General features: G+C 40.7%; 12 protein-coding genes and 1 pseudogene. 4 read left to right on the forward strand and 9 right to left on the reverse strand.

Annotation, left to right across the window (positions count from 1 at the left end):
* Positions 1-13 precede the first annotated feature (13 nt).
* The 3 genes from ACED41_RS17790 to ACED41_RS17800 all read right to left on the reverse strand — a co-directional run bounded on the left by ACED41_RS17790 (position 14) and on the right by ACED41_RS17800 (position 3,939).
* The gene (locus ACED41_RS17790) at positions 14-2,815 is read right to left on the reverse strand and encodes a CS1-pili formation C-terminal domain-containing protein (RefSeq protein ID WP_371725370.1); all 2,802 of its coding nucleotides are present in this window, start codon (positions 2,813-2,815) and stop codon (positions 14-16) included.
* Positions 2,815-3,342 carry a hypothetical protein gene (locus ACED41_RS17795; RefSeq protein ID WP_371725371.1) on the reverse strand — a complete coding sequence of 176 codons (528 nt, stop codon included), beginning with the start codon at positions 3,340-3,342 and terminating at the stop codon, positions 2,815-2,817. Before ACED41_RS17795 ends, ACED41_RS17790 begins: the two co-directional genes overlap by 1 nt.
* 66 nt (positions 3,343-3,408) lie before the next feature.
* A complete protein-coding gene (locus ACED41_RS17800) occupies positions 3,409-3,939 on the reverse strand; it encodes a hypothetical protein (RefSeq protein WP_229647383.1) in 531 nt (176 codons plus the stop codon).
* Positions 3,940-4,406: 467 nt separating this feature from the next.
* On the opposite strand from ACED41_RS17800, the gene ACED41_RS17805 reads away from it, so the two are divergent.
* The 3 genes from ACED41_RS17805 to pyrC all read left to right on the forward strand — a co-directional run bounded on the left by ACED41_RS17805 (position 4,407) and on the right by pyrC (position 8,068).
* Entirely contained in the window at positions 4,407-6,392 is a 1,986-nt protein-coding gene (locus ACED41_RS17805) for an adhesion domain-containing protein (protein ID WP_371725372.1), read from the forward strand.
* Between the two features lie 296 nt (positions 6,393-6,688).
* On the forward strand, positions 6,689-6,847 hold the full coding sequence (locus ACED41_RS17810; protein ID WP_017059962.1) for a YqaE/Pmp3 family membrane protein: 159 nt from the start codon (positions 6,689-6,691) through the stop codon (positions 6,845-6,847).
* A gap of 192 nt (positions 6,848-7,039) precedes the next feature.
* Positions 7,040-8,068, forward strand: a complete 1,029-nt coding sequence (gene pyrC, locus ACED41_RS17815) for a dihydroorotase (RefSeq protein ID WP_371725373.1) — start codon at positions 7,040-7,042, stop codon at positions 8,066-8,068.
* Positions 8,069-8,185: 117 nt separating this feature from the next.
* Here the strand turns inward: pyrC and ACED41_RS17820 are convergent, their stop codons facing one another.
* Complete coding sequence (locus ACED41_RS17820) at positions 8,186-9,091, reverse strand: DUF808 domain-containing protein (protein WP_017059964.1); 906 nt, start codon at positions 9,089-9,091, stop codon at positions 8,186-8,188.
* Positions 9,092-9,266: 175 nt separating this feature from the next.
* On the opposite strand from ACED41_RS17820, the gene ACED41_RS17825 reads away from it, so the two are divergent.
* On the forward strand, positions 9,267-10,193 hold the full coding sequence (locus ACED41_RS17825; protein ID WP_017064294.1) for a M14 family metallocarboxypeptidase: 927 nt from the start codon (positions 9,267-9,269) through the stop codon (positions 10,191-10,193).
* Positions 10,194-10,398: 205 nt separating this feature from the next.
* Here ACED41_RS17825 and ACED41_RS17830 read toward each other — a convergent pair whose 3' ends face one another.
* From ACED41_RS17830 to ACED41_RS17850, 5 genes and pseudogenes are all read right to left on the reverse strand, one after another.
* Positions 10,399-12,006, reverse strand: coding sequence for a BCCT family transporter (locus tag ACED41_RS17830; RefSeq protein WP_371725374.1), 1,608 nt, complete (start codon positions 12,004-12,006; stop codon positions 10,399-10,401).
* A gap of 486 nt (positions 12,007-12,492) precedes the next feature.
* Entirely contained in the window at positions 12,493-13,065 is a 573-nt protein-coding gene (locus tag ACED41_RS17835; protein WP_017059967.1) for a malate synthase, read from the reverse strand.
* A 247-nt stretch (positions 13,066-13,312) separates the two neighbouring features.
* Positions 13,313-13,504 (reverse strand): annotated as a pseudogene (locus tag ACED41_RS17840) (hypothetical protein); the annotation flags it as partial.
* Positions 13,498-13,884: a nuclear transport factor 2 family protein gene (locus tag ACED41_RS17845; protein ID WP_371725375.1), complete on the reverse strand. Its 387-nt coding sequence runs from the start codon at positions 13,882-13,884 to the stop codon at positions 13,498-13,500. The gene ACED41_RS17845 and the pseudogene ACED41_RS17840, both read right to left, overlap by 7 nt.
* Positions 13,885-14,148: 264 nt before the next feature.
* A complete protein-coding gene (locus ACED41_RS17850; protein ID WP_371725377.1) occupies positions 14,149-14,916 on the reverse strand; it encodes an FRG domain-containing protein in 768 nt (255 codons plus the stop codon).
* Between the last annotated feature and the right edge of the window lie 10 nt (positions 14,917-14,926).

A 14,926-nucleotide genomic window follows, 5' to 3' on the forward strand; every position in this document is an offset into this window, starting at 1 on the left:
AATTTTCTCTATGTTAGTTATAAGCATATGGCGTCATCTCCATATGAACTGCATAATTAATGAGTTCATCAACATACAGTTTGTTTGCCGTAGTTAGTTGCTCAGGAGACTTAGCGAATATATACAAATAACCGCCAAGCTTTTTGTTTATAATTTCAACACCTGAGTTGTTCAGTTTGTTCTGATAGTTCAATACAATATTACTATCCTTGTATTGCCCTAAGTAGTAATAATAAACACCATCAACTAGGGCTATCTGATAACCTTCACTATTTTCTTCGAATGATGGCATACAGAAGTTATTACCTAAATTCAAATTATTAACCGATGATAACTCCGGTATTACACATTGATTTGCCTTAGATATAATTTTGTAAGGTTGTTTATCTTTCACCTTAAATTGATACACACCTTCAACAAGCTTGTCAGTAGAAACACAACCTCCACCGATACATTCAACTCCGTCTATTGGATTTCCATTTATATCACTAAACGTCGATATAAATGATTTCAACTCAGACAACGACGTATCCAAACGGATAACAGTTCCTGGATAACTAGTAGCCGACGTATAAGACTCACCATTGTTGTAAAAATCAGAGGCTTCCGTATCAAGCTTGAATTCATATTCATAGAACTCTTTTAATGGATATACCGTCAAAGCATCTCCACTAACATAAGCATTGCTTTGTTTTCCATTCTGCTCGGAGTTAACTACCGCCAAGAATTTTCCATCCGAAGACAGTTCCCCTGTATCATTATTCGAAATAAAATAAGAAGATGACTTTTCACTCGTAAACTCTATTCCTTGAGAAGTTATGATATTACTTGTACCAATATATGCAGAAACACTTGTATTACTACTTGAATTGATATAGGCATAAGAGTTTGAGTCAATATGTTTATTCTTATAATTTGCAGACAATGATAAATCGGCACTGCTTTGGTCTTCAGTAGAATCTTGATAATAAAGTCCCGCAGAGCTTGATACATTTAGATTGTTTCTGTTAATTAGACTACTTGAGACTGTATCTCTATGCGATAGCGCAACATCACCACTATCATCTATTTGTGCTTGTGTACTATGTGTGTATGTGTTTTCCTGGCCTATTGGAATAATTATTGAGGCCATAACACCATAATTTATATCGCTCGATTCACTTGCTGATAACTCTAAGTTCACCTTTGAGTCAAGTGGTAATGATGATATCTGCACGCCACTTCTTGCAGACCAACTTTCTGATTCATTATTATAACGATTACTAAAATCTTTATATTGGTTTTTTGTTAATATACCCGATATATATGATGATATATTTCTCGTTAAGTACTTGTTGTAATTTACTGATAATGATGTATAGTTCGAGTTACTGAATAAAAGTTGAGACAAACTAATATCTCCAATACTATTATCATTTTCACTATCAAATTTTGTGTAAGATACACTTAAGTTATAAATCCCCACATCAAAATTATAAAAACTAGATCCATCGTCAAATAATCCTGTTACTGCCGATATTCTGGACACTTCCCCTAAAGATAAGTGACCACCAACATAATTATAATTATCTTCCCCTGTAATAAACGAACCTGCACCCAGTGCAAAAAAATCCGTAACTTGATAGCTCAATTTCCCATTGGTGAACATTGGACTTTCATAATTATCATAAGCAAAGTTGATGGATTTCTGGTCAAAATCGTCCTCTAGTCCCGTATTCGTCAGGTCTCTTGATAAATAACCGGCTGTAATATGATAATCTAGTTCGCCGGTTTTAATCGACGAAGAGCTTGTATTGACTATCAACCTATCTTCTGTGTAAAACTCTTCACTGCCATCAAATATTCGAATTGTCGCAGTATAAGTACCAGATGGTAGCTCGTTATAGTCAAAGTATTCTTGCCCTGCATCCACATTACGACTTAATAGAACACGGCCTCTATCATCATTAATTTCTAGTCGACCAGCTCTTGAAATGTTCAAATATACTCGTCTAGAATTAGGAGATGATTTTTTTACTAGCTCTCTCGTCGATCCAATCGACAACATGTAACCAGAAGTTTTGCTGCCATTTTCTAAAAACTGAGTACTATTCCAAGAGCGTTCTTGGTATTTATACCCGACAGAGAAACGAGTATTACCACCAACATAGTTATACGATGAGTCATCCGAACTGAAACCATTGACATCACTAAAGTTTAGATCATTATGCAAATAGCCATACTTGCCAAAACCTGCATAATTTTCATGTTGATAAGAATAAGACGATGTATAATCAGTGTTGTCGCTATAAGAACCAGATAGATTCAAACCATGTGACATAATGATCGCGTTTTGATCGATCTCTTCTTTTACAAATTTTATTTCTGACTCTTCTATTATCTCAGTTAAGAATTGTGAGTTAACATGAATAATCAATGATTGGCTATCTGGCACATAAACAAAATCATATAAATCAGGTAGTAGACCACATTCACTTCGATAACCTTTACAATCTAGGCTCGATTCAACCCCATTTACCAGTGTTGTTGCCATCGCATCGCTAACATCTTTCTCAATACCAAGTTCATTCGCCAATGCTTGTGCTACAAGTTGTTTTTGTGAAGTGGGAATTCTTACTTCATCACCCGAGATGAAAGCTTCCGAATAGAATAATTTGTTGTTATCAGCCGAGAGAATTAGTGGCATTCTTATCAACTTCTCTTCAAACATATCTTCAAATCCATCTGGAATATTTGCGACGGATTTTGAACTATATATTATGGCCAAGAAAAATATGATAATTAAGTTTAAACCAAACCAAAGTCTAATAAACATTATAGTTGAAGCTCCACATTGAACGTAATACGACCATTGCAATCTAATGGCTCATCACTCGGTATATTTTTATTTGTCACTAATTCAAATTCATTGGTAGAGTTTTCATATTCAGTATTTTTAATATTATTAAATTCAAAGTTTGGTATATCTGAAATATCAGAGTAATGTTTTCTATCGATATAGAGATCGACAAAATCATCATACATAGTCTCACCGCTATCGTTGAAAACACATTTAGAAGTGAACTCTGATATGTTATAACTGTATTCAAACGAATCCCCAGAGCTTGTTGGTATATTCGTTCTAATATAAGAATAAAAACGCCCATTTAGAAAGGTTTCGTTCTCACCATCATACTTCAGTGCAATAAACTCATCAGATAAATCTACATTTATAGAATAGTCATACAAATTCGCTCTATTTATTTTTGTATTTACTGGAAATGAATAGCTTTCATAGCCAAAGCTATTGAAACTAAAAATAACAAGCAATAATAGAAAGAAATAATTTATATAGATATTCATTTTCATCAGCCTCGAAAAACAAGGCACTTAATTAATTAAGTGCCTATCAAATAATGAGATTTTTTCTTATGGCAAAGTTGCAATCATATCAACGTTAACGATAACTTCTGTACCAGCAATATCATCTGGAGTTGAGTGTGCTGTATCGTTAGCAACATACAGTTGAATCGTATCGCCTGTTGAAAGTTGAGTTGAAGCTAAGTATTCAGCTGCAGTAAGTTCCGTCGCTGAAAGGTTATCGCCGACGACAATGTTAGGCTGTACTTCACCCATTAAAGCTGGAAGCACATTTACTTGTGATACCGTCCAGTTAGCTGGAGTTAAAGCCCCAAGCACAGCCCCCGTGTAGTCATGCGCTTCCAAAACAACAGGTTTAGTTGTTTCGAACGTACCGTCAGCGTTCACCTGTAACGTACCAACAAAAGAAGCAGAGTCTTCACTACCGCCCGCACCAGTAACAAGGATGTCACCGTTGGTTACAAAACCAGGAACAAAGCCGCTGAATACTGCAGAACCAGTAGAGGTATCGCCAGGTGCAGAAAAAGCTGGAACAGATGTAATTGCAGATAGCAGTGTAATAAGTGTTAGTTTTTTCACTTTTATTTCCTTCGATATATTCATAATATGATTAGTTAGCCCCTTGCTAACTTCGGGTGTATGATATGCAATGAATAAACGTTTTTGTTAGCAAGTAAAGAAAAGTGACCCTCCGATATGCCTAGTGGATATTTGAGCAAGAAAACCATTCACCTAAAAAATAACCTAGGCATTTAATTCCTTAGGTTACTCATTCGCTAATTTAGTAACTGGTATTAGATCCCACCTTCGGTCTTATCTTATAAAAGTAGTTATTCACATGAACAACCCCACTTCAATATAAATACTAGAGACGTATAACAGTTTGAGTTTTAACTTATATCATTGCTAATAGCGCCAGCTGTCAACTAGGCACTCACCAGTGCCAAATACTAGCTCGTGCTAATTTTAAGTGATTTAGCCTTGTTAGAATACGCAAATAAATAATGGGCTGTGCTCTCTTTGCTTAATTCCCATAACATTCACTAATGAGTATTAAATACATGATGAGAATAAGTACATACGCACCTTTTCATAAATTATCCCTGTCAGTAGCGATATCATTGGCGCTGTTTGGGTGTGGTGCATCTAGCGACGAAGCGACTACTAACTCCAAACCCGAATCTCCAACATCAGGAGATACCCTTTACTATGCTCAGGATGTAATTCGTCAAAGCACTCCCACAAATACCTTTTTTGTTGATTTGTCGAATAATATGGAGTCATCTGATGATTCGTCAGTTACATTAACGACAGTTACGTCTTTGAATAATAGCTATGATTGTAATGTTGTATCCCAAAATGCCAATGGCTTCACCATTAGCGCTCAAAGTGCAAAAGTGTGCGACTACCGCTATCGAGTTGGCGCTGCGCTACCTTCTGACATCGCTATGAGCTCCCATAGTAACTATGGAGAGGCGCGTATTAGCGCTACTTCAGCAACATCAGGAGATGGTTTTGCTGAAGCGACAGTTCGTGCGGCTGTCGGTGAGTCAACTGAGCAACTTACACCGATTTCAGGACTAACCTCCTCTTTCACATCTGTACAAATAGATATCGCTAAAGAGCTTGGGAACGCGGGGTACTCTCTAGACACAAGCACATATGCATTAGCAACCACGGTTACATTGCCTAATGGTGATGCGACAAATTCAACTGCTATTGCAAACACATCAACTAATACGATTGATTACACCCCAGGAGATGGCATACCAAGCGGCGTAGAACGCATCCTATATAGCTATAGTGATGGTTCAAGTGTGTTAGCTGGTAGTATTGATATCGCGGTCTCAACAGACACAAACAGTGCACCAACAGCAGAATCTCGTAGGAAAATCAGTTATATAGATCCAGACTCTGGTGACGAGGTAGCTAAAATTCCTTATGGTAAACAATTAAGGTTCAATGTTGCGGATCTTATAAGTGACCCTGACGGTGATACTCTTCATCTCGTTGACATATATAGCTTTGGTGCAACCATCTTAATTCCAAACGATGCCAACAACGATGGTAATCTTTTCAATGATACTGAGTTTGATTTCACTAGTACCCAACCTGGAGAAACATCTGTGTCCTATGTTGTGTCTGATGGAAAAGGGGGCTATGCCACAGGAATTTTGCAAGGTTACGTCGGTAACCCATATGAGCCAATCGTCTCAGTGAATATCTACCTACCACCGTTGATGTACGCAGATACTAAAGATGCTGAAATCATCGCCACACCTCAAGTTGGTAACGGTACTACCGCTTTAAATGGTATCACCACGGCTTCTCACGATTGGCACACTGCTAATTACTTGTGCCAAGCTAGAGGAGCACGATTGCCAACGGCGATGGAACTTCAAAGCCTATATGATGATGGCAATACTAGTGGCCGTTTGTTTACTAATCACAACTGGCCAATTGACGTTAACTACTGGGCTAGTGACCAAGGAACAAGTGGAATTAGCTATCATCGTTCCGTAAACATGGCAGATGGAGTTGTTAGTACAAATGATGTCAATTCGAGTGTTCGATTTACTGCTTGCGTCGATGAAACACCTCCAGGGCATCCAATTAAATTCCTTGGTGATGACATTGGTGATGATTATCTATTTGATACTCGTATCAATGCTCAAGTGACGTTTGGCTGTGGGTTTATTGTAGATTCTATCTCGCAGGTAGGAGGTGCTCATATTGGAGGCACTGGCGGAGCCAAACATACAATAGACGTTGCTGACATAGGTAGAGTTAGAGCTCTCTGGGGACCCACAGAGTTTGGGTCTGGAAACGATATGTCTCGACTCTTTCTATATAATAGATCTGGTGGCTTACTGTTAACCTGTGGTAACAAATCTTACTCAGGTCACTATGCCGATGAATATACTCTAACCGCAGATGAGCAGTTAACAGGCTTTAGGGCCACAGGAGACAGCTACCTAAATGGATTAGAGCTTTGGGTTGATACCGAAAATGGATTAGAGCTTTGGGATTGATACCGAATAATCCTAAGACGCTAGCGTTAAACTAGTTATTCGTAACTAGTTTAACGCTAGACTGCACACTATTTATGTTTCAATTTAAACAATTTCAACTCAAACCTCACTATTACATCCAATCTAACTTTAGTCGAACTGGCAGGCATTAAACACTTGATACTAGGCTAGTATCTTGAGATGTTTAGCTTTCTATCTTGATACATTAAGGCAGCAATGCAGTAACACTCTCGAGACGTTCTATAATATGAACACGTTTACCGCATTGAACTTTCATTGAATAAAAAGGATTTATCATGAACAAACTCGTCATTATCATCTTATGTGTACTGCTTCCGCCTGTTGGCGTGTTCTTCGCTCGCGGCGCCGGGAAAGATTTGGTGATTAATATCATTCTTACTTTCTTCTTCTGGGTTCCAGGAATGATCCATGGTCTGTGGGTAGCCACCCGCTAACCCTTATTAACAAATAGATACCGAATAAAATATCCATAAAAACAAGCTCCTAGCCATGAAGAGTTAAAAATAGGATGAAATGAAAGTACTTTTCCACTATCATCCTGTCGCCTAAACGTAAGCGATTGCTTTCACAGATTTCGCTGAGTTTAGGCTCCAACTACATAACACTTCAAATGGTGGGAGCCTTCAATGACACAACTTACGATTACTCGTCCTGACGACTGGCACGTTCATCTACGCGATGGCGAAGTATTAAAAGATACAGTTCGCGATATCAGCCGTTACAATGGTCGAGCGTTAATCATGCCAAATACCATCCCACCGGTAACCGATACCGAAATGGCTCTTGCTTACCGTGAACGCATCATGGCAGAGCAGCCAAGTGAACAATTCCAGCCTCTAATGGCACTTTACCTGACAGACAACACAACACCTGATGAAATTCGTAAAGCGAAAGAATCTGGCGCTGTTGTAGCAGCGAAGCTATACCCTGCTGGCGCGACGACTAACTCTGATTCAGGTGTAACTTCAGCTCAAAAGATTTACCACTTACTCGAAGCAATGCAAGAAGTGGGTATGTTGCTGCTGGTACACGGTGAAGTAACGGCTCACGATGTTGATATCTTTGACCGTGAAAAAGAGTTCCTAGACACAGTTCTAGCACCGATTGTTAACGACTTCCCTAACCTGAAGATCGTTCTAGAGCACATCACGACGGCAGATGCTGCGACTTTCGTTAAGAACGCTAACGAGAACGTAGCGGCAACCATTACTGCTCACCACTTGCTTTATAACCGCAACCACATGTTGGTTGGCGGCATTAAGCCACATTTCTACTGCCTACCTATCCTTAAGCGCAACACACACCAGTTAGCACTTATTGAAGCAGCAACAAGCGGTAGCAAGAAGTTCTTCTTGGGTACAGACTCTGCACCACACGCTAAAGGTGCAAAAGAGTCAGCGTGTGGTTGTGCAGGTTCTTACACAGCGCACGCTGCGGTTGAACTGTACGCTGAAGTATTCGATTTAGAAGGTAAGCTTGAGAACCTAGAAGGTTTCGCGAGCCACAATGGCCCTGACTTCTACGGTATCCCACGTAACACAGACACCATCACTCTAGTAAAAGAAGAGTGGAATGTATCTGAGACAATGCCTTTCGGTTCAGACATTGTTGTGCCCATCCGTGGCGGCGAGGCGATTGCTTGGTCTGTAAAATAAGCACTTGGGCTGTTAAATAAACACCCTCCATTTAGCGAAAAGGGTCACCATAGTAATTATGGTGACCCTTTTTTGTTTCGATGAAAGACTGTCTTATTCCCAGCAGTAATTTAACGATTACTTACCGCGAATTTTTCCGATAGCAGTCCAAATAGCAACGACAATCAATCCAGATAAAACCCCAATCACACCATTTAATAGCGTTGGTACCACCGCAGTCGCAATCGTATGTCCACTGAAGTCCATAATAATCGGTTCAATTAAGTGATGAATTGCTGGAACGTTGTGTACCACAATACCGCCGCCAACCAAGAACATCGCAGCCGTGCCGACAACCGCAAGCATCTTCATTAGCTTTGGTGCAAATGCGACTAACCCATTACCCAATCGGGTTTTAATGGCACTCCCATTTGATGTGCGTTGGAGATAGAAACCTAAATCATCCAGCTTAACGATCCCTGCCACTAAGCCATAAACACCAATCGTCATCACAACCGCTATCAAACTCACCACAAGAATCTGAGTCACGATACTTGTACCCGTTACGGTACCCAGCGCAATTACAATGATTTCCGCAGATAAGATGAAGTCGGTACGAATTGCGCCTGAGACCTTTCGCTTCTCATACTCTTCAACAGATTCACCCGAGCTGCTTTCCTCATCTTTCTCTTCGTGTTGATGAGCATGAGGAAAAAGCTTTTCTAAGATTTTCTCTGCCCCTTCAAAACAAAGAAACAGACCACCAATCACCAGTAGTGGCATGATCAACCAAGGAATGAATGCACTGATCAATAGTGCTGCCGGAACCAAAATCAGCTTGTTTTTAAATGAGCCTTTTGCGACCGCCCATACCACTGGGATTTCTCTTTCAGCAGAAACACCGGATACCTGCTGGGCGTTAAGGGCTAAATCGTCACCTAATACGCCTGCGGTTTTTTTAGCGGCTACCTTAGACATCAATGCGACATCATCCAACACGGTTGCAATGTCATCTAACAGTGTTAGTAAACTTGCTCCAGCCATTTTGTTGTCTCTTTATAAAGAATTGAACCATCAATAAAATGTAACACCATCAATTCACTCATCAAAGTTATGAGTCTGTAAAAAATAAAGTCACAAGTTGTGTTTTCTATTGCTGTCTCTGTTAGACAGGAATAATCTGTCTTAATCTTTCACGAACATAAAAGAAAAAGTATAGATGAAAAGTGAATCTACCTACCCGATTGGTAAGCCAGGGCAAAAATGGCAACAAGCAGAACGTGAAGCATGGTTAGCTCAACGAACGGTTAAGCGTGAATACCAGCAAGAAGTTGTACCAAAGATTAAAGCACTTGCAGACCGCTTTGACATCGAACAATACGGCGCACTGAGCTACGACGAAGCTCGCTTCCCACTCTTCGCTATCAAGAGCAAAAACTGGGACGAGTCAAAGCCGACGATTCTGGTAACAGGTGGTGTTCACGGTTACGAAACCAGTGGCGTGCATGGCGCGATCAAATTCGCTGCGACTCAAGCAGAAAAATACACGGCGCACTTCAACATTGTTGTCGCACCTTGTGTGAGCCCTTGGGGCTACGAAGTGATCAACCGCTGGAATCCAAATGCTGTTGATCCAAACCGCTCTTTCTACGACGGTACGCCAGCAGAAGAATCAGCAAACCTACGAGCTCTAGTAGCGTCTCTGCCAGAAGTATTGGTTCACGTTGACCTGCATGAGACGACTGACTCTGATGAAACTGAATTCCGACCTGCACTCGCAGCTCGTGATGGCATTGAGTACATCGAAGGTATGATCCCAGACGGTTTCTACACTGTTGGCGATACTGAAAACCCACAACCTGAATTCCAAGCTGCTGTCATCGCTTCAGTTGAAAAAGTAACCCACATTGCGCCTGCGGATGACGAAGGCAAGATCATTGGTTCAGACGTCACTCAACACGGCGTGATCAACTACCCAATGAAGAAGCTTGGCTTATGTGGCGGCGTGACTGACTGTAAGTACGGTACAACCACAGAGGTTTACCCAGACAGTGACAAAGTAACAGACGAAGAGTGTAACGATGCTCAAGTTGCTGCTGTTGTTGGTGCTTTGGATTACGTTATTCAGCACGAATTGAACGCGTAAGCGTAAACCCGCTCATAGCTAGAACCGGGCACCTAGACTAATAACTAAGAGCCAAGAACTAAAAGAGCCACAAATGACTACTCACTTGTGGCTCTTTTTTGTTTCTCTTTCGCTGATGTCTTCTACGGCATAAAAAAGCTCCCTTGCACGCGGTGCAAGGGAGCTTTGAATCTGCTGATTAGAGTAAGTTCCTATCTAGAGGTACTTACTTAGTGGCCGGAGTAACCGTTTCTTGCCCTTTACCGACTTCTGTCAGTAGGCCTTTCAACAAGCTCACACAACCAATCAAAAGAATGATCGTAAACGGCAGTGCTGCAATAATCGTAATAGATTGCAGAGCTTGGATTGATTGAGTACCACCAATCCACAGCATCACCATCGCGATAGCACCTGAGATAACCGCCCAAACGACTTTCTGTTTCACTGGCACTTCTAATTTACCACCCGCCGTCATGCCATCGATAACGATAGAACCTGAGTCCAACGTTGTAACGAAGAACACGATGATCAGCGCGACTGCGAGAACAGACAGAATGCTACCGAACGAGTAAGCATCTAGCATGTAAAACAAGCTTAGAGATACATCTGTAATGCCTTGGTCGAGGCCAAGTTGCCCCACCTGATTAATCACTTGCTCGATAGCTACGCCACCGAAGATAGACATCCAAGCTGAAGTCACCAATGTTGGGATAATCAATACGCAAAGTAGGAATTCACGAACCGTACGGCCTTTAGAAATACGCGCTACGAACATACCGAAGAAAGGTGCATACGCTACCCACCATGCCCAGTAGAACACAGTCCAACCATGCAGCCATGTTGTGTCTTCACGACCCGCACTTTGGCTCAAAGCTACGATATTTTTCACATAGCCCGTTGCCGCCGTTGCCATTGAATCAAGCACAGTTGTGAAATTCAATACAGCGATAAGACCAAGGAATATGAATGCAATAACCATGTTCAGGTTACTTAGGAACTTAACACCACCGTCCATACCACGTAGTACAGAGATGATCGCCAAGCCCATGATCAGAACGATGATAGATTGCTGAAGGAAGATGTTGTTTTCCAAGCCGAACACGTGGCTAATACCACTTGCTGCTTGTGTACCACCTAAGCCCAATGAAGTCGCAAGGCCAAACAGAGTAACCAGTACGGTTAGTACATCGATTACATCACCAGTTTTGCCCCACACACGCTCACCCAGAATTGGGTAAAACACAGAACGCATTGATAGCGGTAAGCCTTTGTTATAAACAAAGTACGCCAGACAAAGCGCCGTCATGCCATAGATAGCCCATGCATGAAAACCCCAGTGGAATACGGTTGCGCCTAGCGCCAGTTCACGACCAGCGGTTGTGAAAGGTTCTGCGTCTAATGGCGTTCCGAACCAGTTAGTGAAGAACGCAGTTGGCTCTGCAACACCCCAGAAGATAAGTCCAATACCCATACCTGCTGCGAATAACATCGCAATCCAAGATGACATTGAATAGTCCGCCGTCGCGTCTTCGCCACCTAAACGGATTTTACCCAACGGTGAAAAAGCAAGAACAACAGCAAACGCTAGCATGATGTTAGCTCCCCACATAAACAGGAAGTCAAACTTTGATAGAACAGCACCCTTAATAGAATCAATTGCAGCTTTAGCATCTGCAGGAGGAAGAGCAAGAAGAGTGATGATGAAGAGAAGAGATAAGCCAACTGAGGCTACGAAAACTGTGTTATGGACATCCATGCCCCATTTACTGACGTTGTCTTGACCAACTTGATAGTCAGTAGAATCAATACTGTACTTTTTTGATTTAAAACTCATAAATTATGATGTTCGCATATCCGATTCAACGAATATAAGGACGCTCTCCATATCCAACTACTACTTGATTGGCTCGCCGCATCGCCTAAATAAAAGGCAATAAAAATCACAATAGTTAGTGATAAATGGACTTACTGGCTCAATCCCAAGGCGCACATTATAGCACAGCTCAAAGCATTTTGACTGATTTTTAGCTCAATAGTCACCCAAACCACCGTTGATAGTGATAGTTAACCCAATAAATACAGAATAAAACAAAAGAATAAAAACCTTCAAATACAACAATTTAAATTAAAATGACGCACCGTAAAATCACATCCAAACTTTTTGCAGATAATTTTAATAATCACCCAATTTACTTATAGCTCTAATAAAAAAGCCCCGCTATAGGGGCGGGGAAAGTTACCAAAGGTAAAAGAGAAATCAGTGCTCAAATGTCAGCGCTGCGTCTCACAGATCAGCACTGCACATTTCAAAGACAGTTCGTTAGATTGCGAAGCAAAAACCTAGGTTATAGTCTTCACCATTTTTCGCAGTGAACTCTTTGTCTTCACTTGATGCATTCGGGCGGCCACTTTCATCGCCTTTTACTAAGCTCACCCAGTGACGGATGCCAGAAGAACGGCTCGCCTCAGTTTGACCAAACGTAGTGCACGTCTCTAATTGGATATCTTGAATATCAACCAACTCCAGACGGCCTGTGCCTTTACGAGCGCCGATTGTCACTTCAACGTGCGTACCGCTTTCATCACGGAATAGGATTGCTGAAGGCTTAGATTTATCACCTGTGTAAGCCACAAAGTGTTTAGCGCGTTTCAAACCTGTGTGTTCACCGTTTTTGAAATAAACCTGAACGTGTCGGTAGTCAATCTCGTAGCTCACTACATCTTCGTGAGAACCAGACTCGAGAGGGAATAGAGTATCAAGCAACTGTTTCGCCATTTTCTGCTTTTCGAGTTGCTTGTCTGCTTTCACCATTTCGACGGCAAAGACAGCTTCAGCAATAAAAGTTGAATGGTTTCTGTGAAGTTCTGTTTTGTCTAGTGTCAGCATATTCATAGTCTATCCCTCGTACGGCTTTAAATTTCATTTAGGTCAAACATCCCAATAGACCCTTTTCAAAATTGTTCTTTACTGTGTGGTTTCCATGTTTTTCATACTACTTGTATTTTTGTCACAATTTCACAACAAAAATTACACAGTGTGAATTTTACTAAATTGCTTTTTTACACACTCCTATTTTTAGGGGTAAAAAGAGTCGTAAGCCATTAATTTAAATAGACTTACGATCATAGAATATTCATTTTTACGTCTTGTTTGAATTTGTGTAATAACCGACCCCTACTAGCTTATTGTCGATAACACGGTAATACGTGTGCTTGGTTTCGACTTTACTCGACAGCGGGTTTAACCATTGATAGGTATAAACGCCACGACCATTTTCTTTGGTTCGATTTAACATCTCAGTGAGAATTGGCTTATCGTCTGGGCTTAGATTTTTACGCTGATTTTTCCCTCTTTCAGGGTAAACACATCAACCATACGAGCTTCGATGACAGTGCCATCAGGGTTAGTCGCAGAGAACGTTGATTCACTTACCGCGCGGTCACCACACACAAAGTGGACAGGGTCGCTCCAAGCTGCATCTGGAAAGTTCTGCCAAACCAATTCAAAGCTATTGCGAACGGCTTCGTACCCTTCGATAGTGTTGCCAAGTTCGCCTTCTCCAGCCACGGTGTGGAAGACACAGTCTTCGGTCATAAACGACATTAGCGCTTCAATATCATGGTTATTCCATGCATCACTAAAAGACTGTAAAAAGGCGGTGTCGACTTGGTTTTCCAGCACGAATGTCGCTGCATTGGTTTGCATATTCATATTCCAGAATCCTTTATGTTTTCGTTATTGGTTTAAATTTCAGTAGCTTTGCGCCACTTTTTTATTAGAGTGTTTAAACTAGATCTGTAAAAATTTAACAACTTGATAACAAGGTTCATCACTCTAACTTCGAGTTACTTTATAAACAATCTTTAAGCTCACATATTTCATATTTTTATACATTAATTGGTGTTCTAACTTTATTTATCTCGTAATCACTAGATCTATATGAGCTCTAAATAAAATCAGTAGAAATATTAGACTTTAGTCGAAATCAAAATCTTGATGGTACTTTCGGCCATACTGCTCAAGCTGGCGATCATGAGTATTCACTTGTAATTCAATATTACCCTCACCTTTATTAATAACTTGATTGTTATCTACATGGGCTTCATTTTTTATATCAGTTAGCTTCTCTTCGATATAATCAGTCGGTTCATTTAAAACATTCATGGATATTAACTCCTTTATCAGGTTTACTTTCGCTGACGGAAGAATATGAACGGATACTAGACCGTTTGAATATTCTTTTTCATCGTACAAAGGCTGAATGGCATCATTGCCACCTTCCTTAAATGGGTGAATGGAATACCACTTATCTTTTCGTTGCTCTTGCTGATCACAATCAGCCACATTGAATATCTGAGTCCTATTGAGGTCACATGGTGAGTTGAAAACACTAACTTTATGATAATCAATGGCTTTAATAATATTGATACAGTCTTTACTTTGGCTGTGACACACCGACCAAAGCGCATTTAACAGGTTATCGGTCCATTCCAGTAAACGGGTGGGAAAGCCCTGCTTTTTGGCTAAACACATCAATAACCAGTCATTTATGTCGTTAGAACTCAGCGAGTGACCACCGTAAACTCTCACTGTTGAAAGCAACTCTTGTTCGACACGGCGTATGTTCTTACGATTGGAACGGCCTAAACTTGGCATTAGATTATTATTTTCATAATCACACACGTTATACATCAAACCGGCGTTGTTGCCTAAATCAATTGAACCTTTTTCGAGTCCTGCGATCTGATCCTTT

Source organism: Vibrio sp. 1F255 (genome assembly GCF_041439145.1).
Lineage (GTDB): Bacteria > Pseudomonadota > Gammaproteobacteria > Enterobacterales > Vibrionaceae > Vibrio > Vibrio crassostreae_C.

Coding starts and splice junctions, on each gene's coding strand:
- ACED41_RS17790 (WP_371725370.1), bottom strand. CDS start 2,815: ATGTTTATTAGACTTTGGTTTGGTTTAAACTTAATTATCATATTTTTC.
- ACED41_RS17795 (WP_371725371.1), bottom strand. CDS start 3,342: ATGAATATCTATATAAATTATTTCTTTCTATTATTGCTTGTTATTTTT.
- ACED41_RS17805 (WP_371725372.1), top strand. CDS start 4,407: ATGAGTATTAAATACATGATGAGAATAAGTACATACGCACCTTTTCAT.
- ACED41_RS17810 (WP_017059962.1), top strand. CDS start 6,689: ATGAACAAACTCGTCATTATCATCTTATGTGTACTGCTTCCGCCTGTT.
- pyrC (WP_371725373.1), top strand. CDS start 7,040: ATGACACAACTTACGATTACTCGTCCTGACGACTGGCACGTTCATCTA.
- ACED41_RS17820 (WP_017059964.1), bottom strand. CDS start 9,091: ATGGCTGGAGCAAGTTTACTAACACTGTTAGATGACATTGCAACCGTG.
- ACED41_RS17825 (WP_017064294.1), top strand. CDS start 9,267: ATGAAAAGTGAATCTACCTACCCGATTGGTAAGCCAGGGCAAAAATGG.
- ACED41_RS17830 (WP_371725374.1), bottom strand. CDS start 12,006: ATGAGTTTTAAATCAAAAAAGTACAGTATTGATTCTACTGACTATCAA.
- ACED41_RS17835 (WP_017059967.1), bottom strand. CDS start 13,065: ATGAATATGCTGACACTAGACAAAACAGAACTTCACAGAAACCATTCA.
- ACED41_RS17845 (WP_371725375.1), bottom strand. CDS start 13,884: ATGAATATGCAAACCAATGCAGCGACATTCGTGCTGGAAAACCAAGTC.